The organism is Collinsella aerofaciens (assembly GCF_039752955.1).
Lineage (GTDB): Bacteria > Actinomycetota > Coriobacteriia > Coriobacteriales > Coriobacteriaceae > Collinsella > Collinsella aerofaciens_BI.
In genome coordinates this window covers 115316-135620 of the sequence record NZ_JBDMHB010000001.1, presented here as the reverse complement: position 1 = coordinate 135620, position 20305 = coordinate 115316, and the positions used below count along the sequence as shown (strand labels likewise).

Sequence of the window (20305 nt, the reverse complement as noted above, 5' to 3'; positions counted from 1 at the left end):
CATGCAGATGCCGCTCATTCTTCCCCAGATTGTCGCGCTCGACGTCGTCTTTGCCCTGACTGCGTGCTTGCAGATGATTCACGTTCCGCTCATCGTGTCGCGCCGCTCATCCTATAACCGCAAGGTGATCTGTGCCTACGAGGCGAGCCTGGTGCTTCACCTGATTATCTCGGCGCTTATCTTGTTCGCATCGAGCGGCTCATATCTGGTGGCGCCGCTCTACGTCGTCGCCAAGGCGGCGGGTGCGCTGCTGTGGATCAACGCTGCAATTGTTATCTATGGCGTGGTGCTTATGGTGCACTATCGTCGCCCCGTCATGTTGGTCGAGCTGCTGCTCGTTGCCGCCGCGACGCCGCCTGCCGTCTGCGTCATGGGTCCGGCATGGACGGCGGTTCTTGTCGCAGAGGCCGCGTTCTTCCTATTCCGCTCCATCGCGGCGCTTTTGATGGACGTTCGCAACCGCCAAGAGGACATCACCGCGTTTTCGACCATCGAGACCATCAACGTGATTCCCGTGGGCATTCTGTATCTGGACCCAAAGGGTCGCCCGCTGCTCATGAATCGCTGCATGCGCAAAAACCTGCTGGAGCTTCATATGCCCACCGACCTGCGCGATATGAGCGGTACGTGGAGCAGCCTGCGCCAGCTGGGCATGCAGCCGCCCGAGAGAAGCAAAGACCGCGCCCTGATTGACTTGGGTCGCTTTGGCGAAGATCGCGCTGTGGTCGAGGTATCCCCGTCCGAAATCCGCCTGTTTGCACGCGATGCCGTTATGGTTTCGGGTCGTCCGTTTGAGCGCGTTATCGGCCTAGACGTGACGGAATACGCGCACGCCTATGATCGCCTGGTACAGGCTAACCACCTGCTCGAGCTTGCGGGCCAGGAGCTCCAGACGCAGATCGAAGAAGTGAAGAAGGTTGCCGACAATGCGGCCTACCTGCGCATGCGCGCCCGTGTGCACGACGTAATCGGTCAACGCCTGTCCATCCTCCATCGCTATTTGGAGGAAGGCCGTCTGGACGACGAATCCCTCGAACAGATCGACCCGCTGCTGCGCTCAATCGCCGCCGATCTGCGTAGCGATGGTGCCAGCGAGCCCAAAGAGCAGCTGGACGATATCGTTCACGCCTTTGGTCTGGTGAGCGTGCAGATTGATGTAGAGGGCGTGCTCCCTCGGGACGTGCGCGTCGCGACGGCCTTTTTGCAGATTATCCGCGAGGCCTCGACCAACGCCACCAAGCACGCCCAGGCACACCAAGTTCATGTTCGTCTGTGGCAGGAGGGGCCGGTTGCCGGTGCCATTGCGCATATGACGATATCCAATGACGGGGCGCCTGCTCCCGTATCGTATCGAGAGGGAACGGGTATCCCAGGCATGAGGCATGTCGCACAAGATTTGGGCGGCAGCCTGGAGGTTCGCGCCGCCCCGCCCTTCACGCTTGCGGTATCCATTCCGCTGAGTTCCAACGCCACGGTTCAAAGGAGAAGCTCATGATCCGCGTTTGATCGTCGAAGACCAGGCCATCCTGCGCGAGAGCCTCGCGCGCTCCGTTGGCGACCAGCCCGACATGACCGTTGTTGCCGCCATCGCCGATGCCTCAGATGCCTTGGACGTTGCGCTCAAGGAGCGCCCGGACATGATACTGATGGATGTGTGCACTGAGCACGATTCCAACGGCATCGTGGCGGCGGCGCGCATCAAGGAGCAGCTGCCCGAGTGCCGCGTCATTATCATGACGGGCATGCCCGAGATTACGCTTGTGGATCAGGCGCGCGAGGCAGGCGTCGACAGCTTTGTGTACAAGAACGTCGGCATCGATGAGCTCTTTGCCGTGATGCGCTCCACGCTGGCGGGTTACTGCACGTTTCCCAAGCCGCCCGAAAGCATCTTTTCGGGCACGGCGGCGCTCGACGACGTTGAGCTATCGATTTTGCGCCTTGCCTGCGAGGGCAAAAGCCGTCGCGAGATTGCGGCAGAGCTGTTTATGAGTGAGGGCACCATCAAGCGTCGCATCTCGGAGATTCTCAACAAGACCGGCTACGACAACATCATGCGCCTGGCCGTGCACGCGGTAACGGAGGGCAGCATTGTTCCCAACATGGAGCGCTAACGCTCGGTACGCATCGGCATAAAAGCGACGGGGCCGCAGGATTAACTCCTGCGGCCCCGTCTGGTGTGCGCGGATGTGTCCGCCAATCCGCGGCTGATGTTACATGCCGTTACGCGATGGTTGCGCTGTAGGAGGCGACGTCCTCGTAGGAATCGGTCAGGTAGGCGTCGATGCCAATGGTCGTGTTGACCAGGTCGTCGAGGCTATCGAGCTCGCCGCTCGAGAACGTGAATTCCTCGGTGGCGTTGGTGTCGGGCATCAGGTGAGCCGAGAACCAGGGTTCCTTCATGGTGCCGTTGACGTTGGTCTTACCGCTGGGAGCGTAGAAGGTCAGGTCCTTGTCGCTCTTGTTGGTGATGTTGACGACAAAGCCGATGTCGCCCCAGTCGTCCTTGAACTTCTCGGTGACGGTGATGGTGCACAGATCGTCATCGGCGACGGTGACGGCGGGGGAGATTCCGGCGCGCTGGACGTCGTCGTCTTCGACGGCCTCATCGATCTCCTCTTCCTTTTCGGCAGCCTCGCGATCCTTCTTCACCGTGCCGGACAGATCCTTGTCGGACTTGGTGAAGACAAGATTGCCGTCATCCTCTTCGAGGATGAGTTTGCCGTCCTTGAGCTTCATGTCGTGCGACTCGTCTTCGGCGGTGATCGTTACGGTGGTGGCGTCCTTTGCCTCCCATTTAAGGTCGACAACCTCAAGGAACAGATCGAGGGCGCCTGTACCGTCCTCGTCGAGAATCAGGACGCAGTGGACACCCCAATCCTCGAGCATCTTCATGTACTCATCGGTCAGCTCTTCGCCATCCACGGTTCCACCCGAGAGTTCCCAGCTGCCGACGAAGTCGGCCTTGGGGTCTTTGGCGCCGCCGCTGCAGCCCGTCAGGGCAAAGGCGAGCGCCAGGACGCATGTCAGGAATGCGAGTACGGACTTTTTGAACGTTGTCTTCATGGTGTCCTCCTTAATCGAACGAAACCCATAGAAGCAGGAGCGGGGGCGGCGGATCCCCCGCCAATTACCAGATAGAGGGGCTAGGGCCTGGGCGTTCCGCAGTTGCTGCAGAACTTGCCGCCGTTTTCGCTACCGCAGTTGGGGCAGAACCACTTGGCCGGTGCCGGGGCGGGCGCGGGGCTGCCGCACTCCGGGCAGAACTTGCCGGTGTTGGTGGCGCCGCAGCTGCAGGTCCACGTGCCGGCCGCAGGCGCGGCGGCGGGAGCCGGTGCCGGGGCGGGAGCAGGTGCCGGCTGCGGGGCGGCCTGCTGCTGCGCCTGGCCGGCAGCGAACAGCTGGCTGGCGTTCATGCCGCCCATGCCGCCTGCCATACCCATGCCCATAAAGCCGGCCATCGCGCCGTTGGGGTTGGCCGCCGCGGCACGCATCGCGTCGCTCTGGGCACTGGCGATGTTGGCGGCTGCCATGGTGGGATCGCGCATGACCGCGGCCTTCTGCAGGTCCTTGATCATCTGCTCGTCTTCTTGCGAGGCAGCGATGGAGTTGACGCCAAAGCTCACGATCTCGACGCCGCGCAGGTCGCGCCAGTCGGCGGAGAGAACCTCGTTGAGCGCGCGGGCGAGCTCGGTGGTGTGACCGGGGATGGCGCTGTAGCGGATGCCCATCTCCGAGATCTTGGCAAAGGCGGGCTGCAGGGCGGTGAGCAGCTCGGACTTAAGCTGGCTGTCGATCTTGTCGCGCGTATAGCTATCGGTCACGTTGCCGCACACATTGGTGTAGAACAGCAGCGGGTTGGTGATGCGGTACGAATACTCGCCGTTGCAGCGCACGGAGATGTCGACGTCCAGGCCAATATTGTTGTCGACCACGCGGAAGGGCACGGGCGAGGCGGTGCCGCACTTGTTGCCGATGATCTCCTTTGTGTTGATGAAGTAGACGCGCTGGTCCTTGCCCGCGTCTCCGCCGAAGGTAAAGCGGCTGCCGATATTGGCGAAGGTCTCCTTGATGGAGTCGCCCAGGTTGCCGCTAAAGACGCTCGGCTCGCTGCCGGTGTCAAAGACAAACTCGCCGGGCTCCAGCGCGACCTCGATAATCTTGCCGTTTTGCACCACGAGCATGCCCTGGCCGTCGTTGACGGCGATGACGGAGCCGTTGGAGATGACGTTGTCCTCGCCGCGCGTGTTGGAGCTGCGACCGCCGGTGCGCTTGCTGCCCTTGCAGGCCAAGACGTCAGCGGGCATCGATTCGCAATAGATAAATTCCTTCCACTGGTCGGCCATGACGCCGCCGGCAGCTCCCAATCCAGCTTTCAAGAGTCCCATGGTGATCTTCCTTTCTCGTCAAAGGCCGGGTGGTATTGGTCAGAATGGTTAATCGTCCTTGTTGTCCTTCATGACGACCGAGGTCTCGGTGTGGCTGAAGGTGTCGTGCTTCTCGGTCAGGTCGAGCTCGCCGCAGTAGTAGTCGGCGTGGGTGGCCTCGTTGGCCGTCTTGAGCTGGCCTACCAGCAACACGTCCGCGATGATCACGATGATCAGCGGTGCGACGATATTGATGAGGATGCCCTCGACATCAAAGGTGAGGTAGTCCGGATCGAAGGCGTATTCGCCCATAAAGAGAATCTGGGAGAGAACGAATCCGATCACAAAGAACAGCACCGAGGCGATAGCGAGCTTGGGCTTGGAGCAGGGGAGCTCGCCGACCATGCGGCCGGTCTGGCCGTTCATGGCAAACAGGTAGCTCTTGCCGTTCCACGAGGTGGAGAGCATCCAAACGGGGAACAGTGCGTAGTCGCTGTCTTCCCAGGTGTAGTCGAGCTGCTTGCTTTCGACCGTGGCGTCGTCGCATTCGTCGATGACGGTCTCGCGCAGGGCCGAGATTGTGCTTTCTTCCATACGGCGCTCGGCGCGCGCCTTGCAGGTCTCGCAATCCTCGTCGTAGCGGTTGGCGATGTAGCCGGGCATATAGGCGACCGAGAACGGGCGCAGCGCGTCGTAATCGAACGGCTCGATGGCGTCCATGTGGCCGTCGGGCATCTTGGACGATCCGTCGACGGGCACGCGCTCAAACGAGATATTGCCCTTACGGTAGGCATCGTAGTGGTCGGTGGTCGTGACGGTGCGGTCGGATTCCTCGGTCACGGTCTCGTTGGTCGCGTCAAAGTACACTTCGCCGTCCACTCGGGCACCGTAGAGCCAAAACGGCACGTAGACGCCTTGGACCTCGTCGATATGGTTGCCGGTGACAAAGCTCTTGGGCAGCAGGATCTTGCCCTTGTAGTGCTCCTTGAGTGCGGCCATGACGTCGTCGCGCCCGAGCTTAAACGGAATCACCAGGTCGGGGGAGAAGTCTCCCGAGAGCTGACCGGGTGCCACGGCGGAGTTGCCGCAGTACGGGCAGGTGGTAACGGCGACGGTGCCGTCCGAGACCAGCTCGGCGCCGCACGACGAGCAGATGTAGCCGGCGTTTTGGGCCAGTTCCTGCACCGCATCGTCGGCGGCGGGCTTGGGCGCCTCGGCTTTGGCATCTGCCTTGTCCTGGCGCTCGCGATAGAGGGCCTCGACTTCTTCGACTTCAAAACGTGAGTCGCAGTAGTCGCAGACGAGCTTTTGCTCGGCACTGGCAAAGTGCAGGGGGCCGCCGCACGCAGGGCACTGATAGTTGACGCTCTCGAAGGCCATGATCGGTCCTTTCCGTGCCAGGGGCTATGCGCCGATGGCGCCGCCGCAGTATTCGCAACGCCCGCTGGCATCGGGAATGGTGGTCGCACCGCAGAAGGGGCAAGTGACCGCGGTCTTGGGGGCCTTGGCGGCCACGACGCTGTCGCGCGTCTCCTGGCGCAGCTGCACCAGCGCGTCGCGGACTTCGGCTGCCTGGCGCTTGGCCTCGCGGTACTCGATGGACCCGCGCTGATCGATGGTGGAGTCGTTCACGCGCAGGTTGATCTCGGTAAAGTACGGCGTGTTGACGTGGATGGTCAGGTTAAAGTCGTAATCCAGGTCGTAGCGCGGCGGGTTGTAGCTCTCGCGCTCGCCGTCCTTGGTCTCGCGATAGATCTCGGTGCGATGCTCGTCGATATCCATGTCGCAGCCAAGCACCTGCGAAAACTCGATGATGTCGGGGTTGGCATCGCGCCAACGGCTCTGCGAGGTGATGATCAGCTGGCATGCGTCTTCGTCGAGCATGATGTTGGTGCGCCCGGCAGAAAGCGTGCGCGTGGGGTTGAACGAGGCCAGGCGTTCGGCGTTGGCCTCGCGATAGGCGAGCTGCTCACGGATGTCGTCCGCGGTGCTGGAGCGATAGCCGCCAAAGAAGGGGGAGAGCTTGCCGACGCACTCTTTGCACAGGTAGCCTTCGTTGATCTTGGTCTTTCCCAAAAGTCCCAGCTCGGTACCGCAAATCGCGCACTCTTTCTTCTCGAACATCTTGTCAAAGAAGCCCATGGCTGCCTCCCATCAACTGGTAGCGTGTGTCACTTTTGATGATGGGTGAGCGCGCGATCTTTCACGATACCCAGACGGCTCAACGAGTCTCCACAACTGGGACACATGGCCCATTTTTGATCAGTCATTGGGGACGTTCTTAAACGACTAGTCGTTGGGGACAGTCTTTGTCGAATGTTGGTGCTGCCGCTTGCTACGCGACGGTGATGGCGACCTGGGCGTAGCGGGTGCAGGGACGCTCGGCGCGGGTTTTAGCGCTGAGGGTGAGCACGATGCGGTCACCGGGCTGCGCGTCGGCGGGTACGGTGAATGTGGCGTCCGTCGCGCATTCCTGCCACAGCGACAGATCTTGGGCGCCCGCATAGCTCGTGGGCCCCATGGCGACATCCCAATGTGCGTCGAAGCCCCTGCCATCGGGGTCGACGATGGTCGCCGCAAGAGCAACGCGCTCGCCGGCTGCGGCGCTGCGGTCGGCCGTAGCCTCGACAATATGCGCCGGATGCGAACAGGTCGCGGACTCGTGGGCACACCACTGCGCGCGGGCGGCGAAGTCCTCCTGATAGGAGCGGAGGTAGGGATTGAGATTGCTGCTCGCTGGTGTGCCCATGGCGGCAAAGCCCGCGGGTGCATCTGAATCGGGACGCCCGTCAAGGAACATACGGCCGAGCAACGTGTCAAAGTCGCGGTTATCGATGCCGCGCAGGCCAAACGGCAGCAGCGGGATATAGGTCATTGAGTCGCCTTCGGCCATAAAGTCGCCGCGCTCAAACTGCATCGCAGGCATGCCCTCCAGGCCCCAGTCCAAGCGCGCATGCTTGCCAAACTGAAAGCGCTCGGGCTCGTTTTCGTAGACCTTGCCATCACCATAGAGCATATAGCGCGCCATGAGGGGACCGTTGTCCTGCGTGAGACTCTGCTCGGGCCAGGGAGCCTGGAACAGCGGCAGCGTATCGGGCTGAGCCATCTTGGCGTCAACGTAGCCGCCATACATATAGGGCACACACCAAAAGATGAGATCGGGGAAGAGTTCATGCCCATGGTCGAGCCAAGAATTGTCCTGCCCCACGCCATCGGCGACGCCCATCACGCGCACCTTCTGATAGACACGCTGCTGCACGAAAGGCCATTCGGGCGTATCACGATAGCGCTCAGCAATGCTCATGAGCGCACGAACAATGGTATTCATGCCGCCCCAGCTGAGCAGCCACAGCGTGCGCGGATCATCATCCAAAATCGCCTGAGCAATTGCGCGCGAGCCCTCAGTCTCCTCACGCACATCGCCCTCAAAAGCAACATTGCCCACAAACGTACGCTCAATCATCTGAGCAGGCGAGGGAAACGACGGCTCGCCGGCAGCAGCCGCATTAGCCTGCAACTGCGGCCAAGCCTGGGCATACTCATTGCTCCAGAGACTCTCGATCCAATGCTCAGGAAACGGTCGATACTCAAGAAGCTCCCCAGCCGTGGGATCAGGCTCATGAGGCACAACATCCCACTCATAAGAGCGACGCCCTTTAGTCCGCCAATGAGGATTCACCTCGCCGAGCGTATGAACCCCATCCCCAAGAAAGTGATACTGCGAAGCCGTATACACCACAGCCTGAACATCAAGCACATTGAGATACAGAGCCAAATGAACGAGCGAGTTCATATCGTCGACTTCCATATCAGTGGTAACAATCACCCGAGTCAAATTCTGGGACATAGGAGCAGCTCCAATCAAAATCAATTCAGCCAGTTACGCGCGAGGCAAGATGGGACCCACGCCCCCATCGCCACCGACCCGGCGTGCTGCCGGTAGCGCCCGGCCAGCGTTTCGAACAACGTTAACTTAGGGGGCCTCGACCTTTAGTTTTGTAAACATTCCGCAGCGCGGGCCCCGCTTATCCGATGCTCCGAAGGAGCAGGAAAAGCGGGGCTCATGCGCGAGGACGTTTACAAAACTAAAGGTCAGGGCCCCCGATGGGATGGCTACCTCGAAACTCTGGCCGACCACTCCCAGCAGCCCACCGGCTCGCCGTCGATGAGTACGTTGCCCCCGTCGAAGTCTTGATAACACAGGTCGTTGAATTGATGGATCCACACGCCGTGGTTGAACGTCTTCTTAGGCGAGCCGTCGGCCTCGCGGTAGCGCCCGGTCAGGTCCTCGACATGGCTAAAGTAGGTGAGATGCACGTTGGCGCCGGCAGCGCGCAGGCGAGCCGTGAGCGGCAGCACGGTCTCCTGCGGTATCACGAGCTCATCGCCCTTGGAGTGCGTAAACCACAGCGGTGTCTTGGCAAGGGCAGCAACGTCCTCGTCCGTGGCGTTGTACCACGGCGCGCAGCAGGGAAGGCCCGCGGCGAAGAACTCGGGGTAGTCGGCGCACAGGCGCAGCGTCATAAAGCCGCCGTTGGAAAGGCCAGCGACCACGATGCGGTCGGTGTCGATGCGGTCGGCATGCTCGGCGACAAACTCGTCGATGAGCGCCTTAATGACGGGGGAGTAGATGCTCTGGTTGGAGTGGCCGAGCTGCTCAGTGCCGTTGTCCATCCAAAACGTGGGCGACTGCGGCACGAGAACCCAGGCAAAGCCGCCAAAGTAGCGTTGGATCTGCGCCTGGCTGATGGCCGTCACGCGGTTGCCGATATAAGCGCGCGTGGCGCCCTCGCCTTGCGTAGCGCCCTTGCCCTCGCCAGCGCCGTGCAGGTACACCACGAGCGGGGCCTTCTGGGGCACGACTGTCGTTTCGGGCGCGAAGGGGTTGAAGCAGGCGGAGTCCTCGGCCTTAAAGCTGGGCTCAAAGAAGCCGTACTCGAGCGCGATGCCGTTGACGGCGGTCTTTTGCGTGGCATTGCTCCAGCCCTTGAGCGCGGGACAGATGTCGCCGCGGCAGGTGTCAAAGACCAGGCCGCAGGTTGGATCGTCACCGTCATTGCCGGGAAGGGCCGCGAGCTGCGTGATGCGCAGCTGGTCGTCGAGCAAGCGCGAGCCCATCACGCTGCCCTCGATCTTCTTGGTCAGGCGCTGCTCGGCGATCTCGAGCGCCACATGGGTGCCAAAGGCGAGCTTGCGTCCGCACTCATCGCACGGATAGGCGGCGAGGACGTCGACATAGCCTACGGAAGGTGCGGCGTGGTCGGCGCCGCGCTCTTTGCGCATCAGGATCTCGCCCGTGCGTTCATGGCGCTCTACATATATATGGAAGGTGCGCGCATCGATATCGTTGGCGCGAACGGTGCACGGCAGGTCGAGCACGACTTTGCTGATCCAGGGGCCAAAGTCTCCCAGCGTGGTGACGGTTGCGTAGGTGCACGATTTGAGTTCCATGAGCTGCCTCCCTTGTGCCGCGAGAGCTAAACGTGTGCGGCAATACAATCTAAACATGTTTAGTGTAAAGCAGAATTAGAGAATAAGCAGATGAACTCGGTAAACGGTTACATCAAACGCTCAATGAACTACTAAACACTCGTTTACCACTATCTAGCAGGGCTTTTGTTGATAAGTCAACAAGGCATTTGGGTGCCAGATTATATAAAATCCCACGTAGACGGCCATTTATAAATAAACGGCACTATATGTAATGCCTTGGCATTCAATTACGTTCACCCCCGATTTCCTACCGTTCACCGGACTGCAAACGGCAAAACTGTCACAAATTCAATGCTCCGTGTAAACTAAACGCTGTAAACGTTCAGTAAACAGATTGTTTACGACAGCGTATCCAAGGGCTCGGCAGCCGTAAGGGGTTATAGTCGCCGGGTCAAAGGCGTGCCTACGTCCAAACGGGTAGGCACACGATGATATGGGGAGGGGTCCCATGGCAGTAGATAACAAGCAGATTGCCACCGATGTCCTCGAGCTCGTGGGCGGTGCGGAGAATGTTGCCGTCGCCACCAACTGCATGACGCGCCTGCGTCTGACGCTCAAGGATAACAGCAAGGCCGACGTGGAGAAGATCAAGAAGGTCAAGGGTGTTCTGGGTTGCCAGTTCGCCGGCAGCCAGCTCCAGGTCATCATCGGCCAGAACGTGCCCAAGGTGCTCGCCGAGTTCGTCGCCATGTCCGGCGTCAAGCAGGGTGCCGCGGTCGACGAGAACCTCGACGCTCCTAAGGAGAAGTTCGAGCTCAAGAACCTGCCCAACATCATCCTCGACTATCTGTCGGGCTCCATGACCCAGCTGATCCCGCTGCTCATGGCCGGCGGTCTGTTCCGCACCATCGCCGCGGTCCTCGGTCCCACCATGCTCGGCGTTCTCTCCGATACCGATCCGACCTACACGTTCCTCTACACCACCCTGTACGAGGCCACGTTTACCTTTATCCCCATTTACCTGGGCTATGCCGCTGCTAAGAAGCTCGGCGCCTCTCCGGTTCTGGGCATGCTCCTCGGCGGTGCTCTCATGGCCCCGTCCGTCGTGAGTGTCGCGACTCAGGAGGGTGGCGGAATCATCTCCGTCTACGGCATCCAGATCGCCGCTGCCAACTACCAGCAGTCCGTCCTGCCGATCATCCTCTCGGTGCCGGTCCTGTACTTTGTCGAGAAGTTCTTTAAGAAGGTCATGCCCGACGTGCTGTCCACGGTCTTCACGCCGTTCTGCACCATGATCGTCACCATCCCCATCGCCTTCATCGTCCTTGCCCCGATCGGCAACGAGATCGGCAGCCTCATCGCCAACGCCCTCTTTGGTCTTGCTGACCTTGGCGGTATCGGTATCCTGATCGTCATGGCCATCCTCGGCGCCTTCTGGCAGCTCTTCGTGGTCTGCGGCATGCACATGCCCGTCATCCTGCTCGCTCAGGTTCAGATCATCGCTGCCGGCTACGATCCCTTCGTCTTCGTTTCCACCAACTGCGCCATGGCCGCTGTCTGGGGCTGCGCCTTCGGTGCCTTCCTCAAGATGAAGAACCCCGACGAGAAGGGTCTTGCCCTGGGTTACGTCATCTCCGCCATCGCCGGCGGCGTCACCGAGCCCGCACTCTTCGGTATCCTCATGCGCTTCCGTCGCACCATGCTCGGCATGTTTATCGGCGGTGCCATCGGCGCTGTGTTCTCCGGCCTCATGGGTGTTACCTACTACCTGGCCGGCGGTGCCTCCAACTTCCTGGTCTTCACCAACTACCTGCAGGGTGGCCAGATGAACACCGTCTGGGCTATCGCCGGTATGGCAATCTCCTTTGTCATCGCCGCTGCCGTCGTCTTTGCCACTGGCTTCTCCAAGGAGGAGCTCGCCGAGATGGAGGCCTAAGGCCAAACCATTCGGACGCATACGACCTTACCTACACGACAGGGCCCCGTCAGGCGCAAGCCCGGCGGGGCCTTTCTTACAAGGTAGACTGATTGGGGGCGCGTGGCGCCTACTCGCCGGGGTTTGCTAAGCGCCAGGGGCTTTCGCGCGGGGTTACCGCGAAAGAATCTGCCGGTTCGCAACTCCTTTATCAAACGAAAGGACATGCAGATGAGTTTGGGAAAGCTGACCGTTAACGGTCGCCAGGACGGCTTTTTGTGCGAGGGCAAACCGTTCTTTTGGTTTGCCGATACGTGCTGGAGCGCGTTTACGAGCATTGCCGAGGCCGATTGGGACTACTATCTGACCCGTCGCGCCGAGCAGGGCATGAACGTGCTGCAGATCAACACGTTGCCGCAGTGGGATCGCTGCTGCCCCGATCTGGGCATTTGGCCCTATGCCAGCGAGGACGGCGTGCATTTTGATTGGTCCCGTCCCAACCAGGCGTACTGGGACCGCGCTGCTGCCATGTGCCGCGCTGCCGTCGAGCACGGCATTCGTCCGGCACTCGTGCTTATGTGGTGCAACTACGTGCCCGGTACCTGGGGTGCCAAGATTGCCGAGCATTGCGGTGCCGAGGTTATGCCGCGCGAGGAGGTCCGTGCCCACGTTGCCCGCGTCGTCGAGAACCTGGGCGAGTTTGACCCCGTCTACGTGGTGGCGGGCGATACCGACTTTACCAGCGACGAGGCGATTGCCTACTACGAGGACGCCCTCGACGAGGTCATCAAACGCGCGCCCGAGGCGTTGCGTACCATGCATATCAACCGCGGCAACCGTACCATCCCGGCACAGTACCTGGACCGCTTGGACTTTTACATGTTCCAGCCCGGTCATAACTACGAGGGCCAGCCCGAGGCATGGCGCCTGCCGCAGGACTTTATCGCCAACTACCCTAAAAAGCCGATGGTCAACTCCGAGCCCTGTTACGAGCAGATGGGTGCGTCGCGCAACGTGTACTGGCGCTTCACCGCGCAGGACTGCCGCGCGAGCGTGTGGTCGTCGATCCTTGCCGGTGCGAGCGCCGGCGTGACCTATGGCGCGCACGGCGTTTGGAACTGGCAGACCAGCAAGAGCCAGGGCTCGGTGCTGGGCGAGGGCTTCGATATGCCGTTCCGCTGGCAGGAGTGCCTGCAGTTTGCGGGCGTTTGGGACTTTGGCGCGATCGAGCATGTGCTTGCCGGGCTGGGCGCTACGGCTGGCGATGACGCACTTGCCGTGGTTCCGGCGCAGGAGCTTCTCGACGACGCGCGCGAGGCCATTCGTGTGGCGCGCGTTGGCGATTGTGTCGTTACGTACCTGCCACGTACCACAGCGCTCAAGTTTAAGCTCGACGGCGCGCGCGGCTGGACGGCGACGGTCCTCGACATGGAGGACAAGCGCATCGCCAAGCTGCCCGTCCGCGACAACGGTGACGGCACCGTGCGCGTGGCTCAGCATCCTTTTGAGCACGACGCACTGGTGATCCTGACCCCCGGGCGCTAACGGCTCTACTCCAACATTTACAACCCAGTCCCTTTCATGAGGCTGCGACGGAATGGTTCCTGCGTGACGGCTTTAAGCTGCCAAGGGGAGCCATTCCGTCGCACTCATTGGGGACGTACTTAAATGAGCGGTAGTTGGAGACGCTCCTTGCCGAGCTAGAGGTCGCGCGTGTCCCTTCTGGTCCATGCGGCTAAAAATCGCGGCGTGATGTGAACGGCTGGGGTCAAATTTGCAGCATTTCGAGCTCGGCTTCGATATTGAGATTGGTTCTTTATTAAAATGGAATTCCAGACAATTGAGCGGCCGGGGGTTAACCATGAGGGGCATGGGAGACACAACCGCATATCTGCGTCGGGGCATTCGGGAGATTATATGCCTGGCGCTGTTCTCCTTCACGTTTTTGGCGTGCGAGTATCTCTTTGATGTGCGCATGGCCGAGTTCGTGTCTCCGAACGAGGTCGTTATTTATGAGAGCCTTGTCCTCGGCGCGAGCGTGATTGGCTTTTTTGTGCGTCCCATTCTGTATTATCACCGTTCCCATGCCATCGACGCAACGAGTGACGTCACGGGCGTTTTGCTGGTGGCGGCATTGCTGCTGTTGATTATGGCGGTTCAGGTTGAGGTAATAATTGCCGGAGGTTTGGTGGCGTGCTGCGCGCTGGGCTACTGCGGATCGACTGCTCACGCAAACTTTGCGCGGCGCTTTGCGCGGACGCCTTGCTTGGCGCGCGCCGCCGCACTTTCTTACGCCATGGGCGTTCTGGTGCAGGTCCTCAACCACATGGTGATGCCTGCCGGCATTCCTCAGCAGGCTGTTCTGGTCGTCTGCGCGATCGCGCAGGTGGCGTTGCTCCACGGTGCCCGACGCGCCAAGCTGCGCGACGAGTCCGATCCCAACTTTGAACCCAGTGTAGCCGGGCTTTCGGTAGATGCTCTGGAATATGGCGCCAAGTGGCATGACAATCCTAAGGCAAAGGCAGCATTCCGCCGCACTGTTGCTCGCCTGACCGTGGCGACAGCGTATCTTTCCGGCGTATTCGCCGCTCTCAACGCGGGCCTCACAACCCTGCATGCTACCGGAGCCGTTGATTTGGGTGACTGGCCGCGCCTGCTGCTTGTCGTGAGCTCGTTGGCCGCCGGCGTCCTATTTGACCTGCGCGGCCGTTCGTATATGAATATCGGCATGACATGCGCCGCCATGTTGTCCACGCTTTCGTTCTTTGTGCTCATCATCGATGGCAACGGCGGCAACGAGCTTGCTGCCACGATCATCTTTTTTCTGGGCTCGGGCTTCTTTGTGGTGTTCTTTACCACAAAATTCGCCGCCATCTCGCTCTATGCGCGCTGGTCATATTTTTGGCCGTGCATGGGCCGCGTCGTCAACAACGTGTGCTCGATGCTCGTGACGGCGCCGGCAGTGGCGATTATTTTGAGTCAAAACGTGCTGGCCGCAGTCGGCGCGGCGCTCGTGATGTTTGTGGGTATTGCGATTACGCTGCTGGGGCAGTTGGGGCAACGGGCCGATGATGTCGTGATGCAGGACGGCCTGCCGCTTGCCACCGATGATCTTGGTGGGGATCTTGCGCCCACATGCTCCGACCCCGAGCCCGTGGAGGCAGCGGAGCTCACGTCCGATGAGCGCCTCGATGCCTTCGTCGCCACCTTTGAGCTTACAGAGCGCGATGTTCTTGAGGCCTTGGTCGTTTCGGACCAGAGCGTTCAGGACATCGCCACAACGCTTTTCCTTTCGCGCTCCACGCTCTATCGTCACATTTCCTCGATCAACAAAAAGACCGGCACCACCTCACGTGTTGCCCTTATCAACTTCTTCTGGTCCTGGACACCCAAGGACTAGCTAATCCTCCAATAAGTTGCGGTGGAATAGTCCCTAAATTAAAGTCACGGGACCTTAAACAGGAACTATTTCACCGCAACTGCTGAGGGGATAGACTGCGGCGGCGACAGAGGCAACGGCAGCGGCGTCGGCAGCTGTGGTAGCGGTAATGGCGGCTGGCAGGGTGTTTTTCGCCTGCTTGCTACAGCAGTTCGCCGTGGCGGGCGATGTAGCGGCGTTTTGCCAGCTGGGTGAGCGCGATGTAGGCGGTGACGATGCCGATGAGCAGCGCGAAAAAGCTTGTGGGCAGCGTCATGAGGCCGAGTGCATCGGCGATGGGGCTTGCCGGCAGCCAGGTGACAAGCGCCAGGCCTAGCACGGTGAGCGCGCACAGCGCGGGCGCGGCGTGGTCGCGCGGGCTCGGCAGGCGCGGGGAGCGCAGCATGTGGATCACAAGCGTCTGCGACCACATGGACTCGACAAACCAGCCGCTTTGGAAGAGCGCAGCAAAGGTCGCTATACCCGCGACGTTGCCCGTCCCGGCGAGCTCGGACCAGCTTGCGCCTACGGTGGCAGGGCACACCACAAAGAAGAGCGCGGCGAAGGTCACGATGTCAAACAGCGAACTCACGGGGCCCAGCTCGAGCATAAAGCCCTTGATGGACGCGGCATCCCAGGCACGCGGACGGGCAGTCCAGGCGTCATCGACGGTGTCCCACGGCAGCGCGATGCACACGATCTCGTAGACGAGCGATAGCAGCACCAGCTGCAGAGCGCTCATAGGCAAAAACGGCAAGAACAGGCTCGCGACGGTCACGGACAGCACGTTGCCAAAGTTGGAGCTCACCGTGGTCTTGAGGTACTTGAGCAGGTTGCCGTAGGTGCGGCGGCCTTCGATGATGCCGCGCTCGAGCACGCCCAGGTCCTTCTGAAGCAAGATGATATCGGCGGATTCCTTGGCGATGTCGACGGCCGAATCGACTGAGATGCCGCAATCGCTCGCACGCATGGCAGCGGCGTCGTTGATGCCGTCGCCCATAAAGCCCACGGTGTGGCCGAGCAGCTCGCGCATGACGCGCACCAGGCGCGCCTTCTGCAGCGGCGAGAGCTTGGCGAAGAGATGGGTTTTCTCGGCACGCTCGGCAAGCTCGGCGTCGTCGAGCGCATCGATCTCGGAGCCGAGCAAGACGTTGCTCGCATCGATGCCGATCTGCTCGCAGACGGTAGCGGCCACGCGGTCGTTGTCGCCGGTCAGGACCTTGACCGCCACACCCTTGGCCTCGAGGGTGGCGACGGCGCCCGCGGCACTTGCTTTAGGCGGATCGAGGAAGGCCAAAAAGCCCATCAACACCATGTCGCATTCGTCGGCGATGCCAAACTCGCCCACGCAGCGCGGATTGGTTTTCTGCGCCACGGCAATCACGCGCAGGCCCTCGGCGTTGAGATCGGCGACCTGCTTGCGAATCTGGGCGAGCTTGTCTTCGGCGAGCGGCCGGGCGATACCGTTGACCTCGACAAAAGAGCAGATCTCGAGCATTTCCTCGGCAGCTCCCTTGGTAACCATCTGGGTTTTGCCTTGGGCGTCGGAGACAACTACGCTCAGGCGACGGCGTGAGAAATCGAAGGGAACCTCGTCGACCTTGGTGTAGCGGTCGCGCAGGCTCTGGCCCAGCATGGAATCGGGTGCGACGGTCGAGGGTGTCACATCGGCACGGTCGATTACGGCCAGGTCGATAAGATTTTTGAGGCCGGTCTGGAAGAAGCTGTTCAAAAACGCATGGCGCAGCACGCGTGCGTCCTCGTTGCCGTCGGTGTTGAGGTAGCGCTCGAGTACGATGCGGTCTTCGGTGAGGGTGCCGGTCTTGTCGCAGCACAGGACGTCCATGGCACCCAGGTTTTGAATCGCCGGCAGCTCCTTGACGATAACCTGGCGACGGGCGAGGTCCTTGGCGCCCTGTGACAGGCTCGTGGTCACGATGACGGGAAGCATCTGCGGCGTGATGCCCACGGCCACGCTCGTGGCGAACAGCAGCGCGTCGATGATGTTGCCCTTGGTGGCGGCGTTGATGGCAAAGACGGCCGGCGCCATAACGAGCATAAGACGTACGAGCAACATGGAGACACTCGAGACGCCGCGGTCAAACGCGCTCTTCTCGCCGCGTCCGTTGAGCATCTTGGCGATGCCGCCCAGGTAGGTGTCCGAGCCGGTGGCAACGACAAGCGCCATGGCGGTGCCGTTTTGCACGGAGGTGCCGGTAAAGACGATGTTCTTGCAGGCAGAGAGCGGCAGCGCGGAGCCGTCGGCACCATCGACGACGGTGGTGGCAGCGGTCTTCTCGACGGCCTCGCTCTCGCCGGTGAGTGCGGACTCGATCACAAACAGGTCGCGCGCGGTGATGACGCGGGCATCGGCCGGCACCATATCGCCGGCAGAGAGGCGGATCACATCGCCGGGGGCGAGCTCGTCGAAGAGGATTTCGATGCGCTCGCCGTCGCGCAGGACGGTGCAAGTGTTGGAGACCAGGTCCTTGAGGGCCTCTGCCGCATTGCCGCTGCGGGCTTCCTGGATAAACTTCATACCGCCCGATACCAGCAGCATGATGCCGATGACGATGACCGTGGAGGGGTCGCGCTGCGGCTCGGGCACGGCGAGCACGTCGATGTAGAGCGAGACCAGCGCGAGCGCGGCGAGGATACCGGCGAAGGGATCGATGAATGCGTCGGCGATGCGGCGGGCGAGCGTCTTGGTCGGCGCCTCGATGGTGTTGGGGCCGACCGCGCTCAGGCGCTCGGCGGCGTGCTCGGCGGTGAGGCCGTCGGCCGTGGCGTCGAGCAGCACGAGGGTGTCCTCGGCGCTATGGGTGGCGGCGAAGACGGTGTTCTTGGCAAGGCCGGCGTGAGCGGCAGGGCGCGCCGTGCGGCGGCGCTTGGAGATGACTTCGAGTACCGTGGCGGTTTTGAGCATCAGCATAGGGTCCTCCTTGTTAAAGGGAGTTAGCGTACGTGTCGTATTGAATTGCAAAAAACCTAGATGTCGCTCACGTCATGCTCGCGAATCACCACAAAGGGGACAGGCACCTTTGTGGTGATTTTGGTGATCGACTGTTGGCGCTTATGCGTGCGCGGAGTCCTCGCGGCGTGCCGAGGGCGACATGCAGGTTTTTCGACTATGACTGCCTTCCATGGCACACCTCCTTAAGGCCGGGCGCAGCGCGCTTTGGGTATCTCGTACCCGTTTCAATCCGCCGGTATTTTTGACGAGGGGGTTTGCCGTGTCAACCCCATTGTTCGGAAAATCATCGCCCCTGACAAAGCCCTTACAGAGCGCCATGGCTTCAAAGCGCGCCCGCATCGACGTCCTGCCTGCGCTAAACTGTGAAACACGAACGCCTAATCGAGAGGAGCCCGCATGGAGGCTTACAAGCAAGAATTCATCAAGTTCATGGTCGAGTCCGACGTGCTTAAGTTTGGCAGCTTTACGCTCAAGAGCGGCCGTCAGTCCCCGTTCTTCATGAACGCCGGCGCCTACGTGACGGGCTATCAGCTCAAGAAGCTGGGCGAGTATTATGCCCAGGCCATTCACGACAACTTCGGCGACGACTTTGACGTGCTGTTTGGGCCTGCCTACAAGGGTATTCCCCTGGCCGTCGTCACCGCCATTGCCTATCACGAGCTCTACGGTAAAGAGGTCAAGTACTGCTGCGACCGCAAGGAGGCCAAGGACCACGGTGCCGACAAGGGCAACCTGCTGGGCTATGAGCCTCAGGACGGCGATCGCGTGATCATGGTCGAGGACGTCACCACCTCTGGCAAGTCCATCGACGAGACCTATCCTAAGGTCATGGCTGCCGCCGATGTTGAGATTAAGGGCCTGATCGTCTCGCTCAACCGTATGGAGGTCGGCAAGGGTGGCATTACCACTGCGCAGAAGGAGATCGAGGCCAAGTACGGTTTCCCCGTTGCCTCCATCGTGAGCATGGCTGAGGTCGTCGAGACCCTTTACAACCACGAGATCGACGGCAAGGTCGTTATCGACGACGAACTCAAGGCCGCCATCGACGCCTACTACGAGCAGTACGGAGTTCGTTAGTTACGCGGTTTTACCAAACCGCGTAACGGCTCGACGCTGCGCGCCGCCCAGAGCGACAATTTGTCATTCAAAAAGGCAAGGCATGACCAGAAGGTCTATGCCCTCCTCTTTCAAGGCACCTTGCTCGCTTAGGGGCGTTTTCGCTGTCGGTGCCAAAACATCGGTGCGGTCGTTGGGTAGCTAATTTGGGACGGGGCTATTTTGACTGCTTTCACATGTAAAGTAGTCAAAATAGCCCCGTCCCAAATTAGCTACCCTTGCACCAAAAATGAGCGTGGATAATCTCCCGGTTTTGGCCTGCGTGGGGGCTCAAAGTGGGAGATTATCCACGCTCGTGATTTGAGTGTCCGAAAATCCACGCTCGTTTGGTCGGTGCATGTCTACGCAGCGTAGGTTGTCGAGGGCAGTCTTCAAATGGATACTGACTCTTGAACCGGTTCGCTCCATTCCTCCAATCTGATCGGACATCTCATGAACCAGACACCGCAAAGCAATGTCCCCCATACTTTTTTGGCGGCACATGCCATCAAGCGGCTGCGCGAAGATCGCGGCCTCACCCAGCGCGCCCTGGCGGAAAGCCTTGGCGTGACCGATAAAGCCGTCAGCAAGTGGGAATCCGGCCGCGGCCTTCCCGACATTTCCCTCGTTGAGCCTTTGGCCCAGAGACTCGGCATAAGCGTGGCTGAGCTTTTGGCTGGTGACATTCGGGCCAACGCCAACCGTGCAGGCAATATGCTCAAAGGCGTCTTTTACGTTTGCCCTATCTGCGGAAACGTTGTGCACGCGCTCGGAGAAGGCAGCTTTAGCTGCTGTGGCTCCACGATGTTTCCCCAGGAGGCCGAAGAGCCGGACGCGGACCACGCCTTTTCCATCGAGCGCATCGAGGACGATTGGTACGTCACGCTCGATCATCCCATGACCAAGGATCACTACATTAGCTTTGTGGCATATGCGACTATGGACGGCATCTGCTTTAAGAAGCTCTATCCAGAGCAATCGGTGCAGCCGCGCTTTCATATCACCGGACGCGGCAGAATGTACCTCTACTGCAACCAGCACGGACTCTTTGTTTTGCCGACGCCTCGCAAGTAAAAGCCCGCTGTCCGCCCGATGCCCCTGCGCCA

14 protein-coding genes are annotated in these 20305 nt (G+C 60.6%); 7 read left to right on the top strand and 7 right to left on the bottom strand.

All coding sequences use genetic code 11. The features are described from left to right. Position 1 precedes the first annotated feature (1 nt). Complete coding sequence (locus tag ABHR75_RS00570) at positions 2-1495, top strand: sensor histidine kinase (RefSeq protein ID WP_117746872.1); 1494 nt, start codon at positions 2-4, stop codon at positions 1493-1495. 7 nt (positions 1496-1502) lie between these two features. Then, on the top strand, positions 1503-2111 hold the full coding sequence (locus ABHR75_RS00565; protein ID WP_346963374.1) for a response regulator: 609 nt from the start codon (positions 1503-1505) through the stop codon (positions 2109-2111). Between the two features lie 109 nt (positions 2112-2220). Here the strand turns inward: ABHR75_RS00565 and ABHR75_RS00560 are convergent, their stop codons facing one another. The 6 genes from ABHR75_RS00560 to ABHR75_RS00535 all read right to left on the bottom strand — a co-directional run bounded on the left by ABHR75_RS00560 (position 2221) and on the right by ABHR75_RS00535 (position 9815). After that, complete coding sequence (locus tag ABHR75_RS00560) at positions 2221-3063, bottom strand: hypothetical protein (protein ID WP_346963373.1); 843 nt, start codon at positions 3061-3063, stop codon at positions 2221-2223. An 80-nt stretch (positions 3064-3143) separates the two neighbouring features. Continuing rightward, complete coding sequence (locus ABHR75_RS00555; RefSeq protein ID WP_346963372.1) at positions 3144-4385, bottom strand: SPFH domain-containing protein; 1242 nt, start codon at positions 4383-4385, stop codon at positions 3144-3146. A gap of 48 nt (positions 4386-4433) precedes the next feature. Continuing rightward, complete coding sequence (locus ABHR75_RS00550; RefSeq protein WP_346963371.1) at positions 4434-5744, bottom strand: hypothetical protein; 1311 nt, start codon at positions 5742-5744, stop codon at positions 4434-4436. A gap of 24 nt (positions 5745-5768) precedes the next feature. Beyond that, positions 5769-6506 (bottom strand): DUF4428 domain-containing protein, encoded by a 738-nt coding sequence (locus ABHR75_RS00545; protein ID WP_346963370.1) that lies wholly within the window; start codon positions 6504-6506, stop codon positions 5769-5771. A gap of 193 nt (positions 6507-6699) precedes the next feature. Then, complete coding sequence (locus ABHR75_RS00540) at positions 6700-8211, bottom strand: nucleoside hydrolase-like domain-containing protein (protein WP_346963369.1); 1512 nt, start codon at positions 8209-8211, stop codon at positions 6700-6702. Between the two features lie 266 nt (positions 8212-8477). Beyond that, positions 8478-9815, bottom strand: coding sequence for a prolyl oligopeptidase family serine peptidase (locus ABHR75_RS00535; protein ID WP_316370221.1), 1338 nt, complete (start codon positions 9813-9815; stop codon positions 8478-8480). 490 nt (positions 9816-10305) lie between these two features. Between ABHR75_RS00535 and ABHR75_RS00530 the strand changes: the two genes are divergently transcribed. The 3 genes from ABHR75_RS00530 (at position 10306) to ABHR75_RS00520 (ending at position 15112) form a co-directional block, all read left to right on the top strand. Next, positions 10306-11733 (top strand): PTS transporter subunit EIIC, encoded by a 1428-nt coding sequence (locus ABHR75_RS00530; protein WP_196033918.1) that lies wholly within the window; start codon positions 10306-10308, stop codon positions 11731-11733. Between the two features lie 210 nt (positions 11734-11943). Beyond that, complete coding sequence (locus tag ABHR75_RS00525; protein ID WP_346963368.1) at positions 11944-13257, top strand: glycoside hydrolase family 140 protein; 1314 nt, start codon at positions 11944-11946, stop codon at positions 13255-13257. Between the two features lie 325 nt (positions 13258-13582). After that, on the top strand, positions 13583-15112 hold the full coding sequence (locus ABHR75_RS00520; protein ID WP_346963367.1) for a helix-turn-helix transcriptional regulator: 1530 nt from the start codon (positions 13583-13585) through the stop codon (positions 15110-15112). A 181-nt stretch (positions 15113-15293) separates the two neighbouring features. Here the strand turns inward: ABHR75_RS00520 and mgtA are convergent, their stop codons facing one another. Next, complete coding sequence (gene mgtA, locus ABHR75_RS00515; protein WP_346963366.1) at positions 15294-18062, bottom strand: magnesium-translocating P-type ATPase; 2769 nt, start codon at positions 18060-18062, stop codon at positions 15294-15296. 438 nt (positions 18063-18500) lie between these two features. Between mgtA and pyrE the strand changes: the two genes are divergently transcribed. Further along, on the top strand, positions 18501-19181 hold the full coding sequence (pyrE, locus tag ABHR75_RS00510; protein WP_346963365.1) for an orotate phosphoribosyltransferase: 681 nt from the start codon (positions 18501-18503) through the stop codon (positions 19179-19181). A gap of 471 nt (positions 19182-19652) precedes the next feature. Next, entirely contained in the window at positions 19653-20273 is a 621-nt protein-coding gene (locus ABHR75_RS00505; protein ID WP_346963364.1) for a helix-turn-helix domain-containing protein, read from the top strand. The last annotated feature ends 32 nt before the right edge of the window (positions 20274-20305 follow it).

Bases quoted from the DNA above. Each gene is read 5' to 3' on its own strand.
- ABHR75_RS00570 (WP_117746872.1), top strand. From the start codon at position 2: ATGCAGATGCCGCTCATTCTTCCCCAGATTGTCGCGCTCGACGTCGTC.
- ABHR75_RS00560 (WP_346963373.1), bottom strand. From the start codon at position 3,063: ATGAAGACAACGTTCAAAAAGTCCGTACTCGCATTCCTGACATGCGTC.
- ABHR75_RS00555 (WP_346963372.1), bottom strand. From the start codon at position 4,385: ATGGGACTCTTGAAAGCTGGATTGGGAGCTGCCGGCGGCGTCATGGCC.
- ABHR75_RS00550 (WP_346963371.1), bottom strand. From the start codon at position 5,744: ATGGCCTTCGAGAGCGTCAACTATCAGTGCCCTGCGTGCGGCGGCCCC.
- ABHR75_RS00545 (WP_346963370.1), bottom strand. From the start codon at position 6,506: ATGGGCTTCTTTGACAAGATGTTCGAGAAGAAAGAGTGCGCGATTTGC.
- ABHR75_RS00540 (WP_346963369.1), bottom strand. From the start codon at position 8,211: ATGTCCCAGAATTTGACTCGGGTGATTGTTACCACTGATATGGAAGTC.
- ABHR75_RS00535 (WP_316370221.1), bottom strand. From the start codon at position 9,815: ATGGAACTCAAATCGTGCACCTACGCAACCGTCACCACGCTGGGAGAC.
- ABHR75_RS00530 (WP_196033918.1), top strand. From the start codon at position 10,306: ATGGCAGTAGATAACAAGCAGATTGCCACCGATGTCCTCGAGCTCGTG.
- ABHR75_RS00525 (WP_346963368.1), top strand. From the start codon at position 11,944: ATGAGTTTGGGAAAGCTGACCGTTAACGGTCGCCAGGACGGCTTTTTG.
- ABHR75_RS00520 (WP_346963367.1), top strand. From the start codon at position 13,583: ATGGGAGACACAACCGCATATCTGCGTCGGGGCATTCGGGAGATTATA.
- mgtA (WP_346963366.1), bottom strand. From the start codon at position 18,062: ATGCTGATGCTCAAAACCGCCACGGTACTCGAAGTCATCTCCAAGCGC.
- pyrE (WP_346963365.1), top strand. From the start codon at position 18,501: ATGGAGGCTTACAAGCAAGAATTCATCAAGTTCATGGTCGAGTCCGAC.
- ABHR75_RS00505 (WP_346963364.1), top strand. From the start codon at position 19,653: ATGAACCAGACACCGCAAAGCAATGTCCCCCATACTTTTTTGGCGGCA.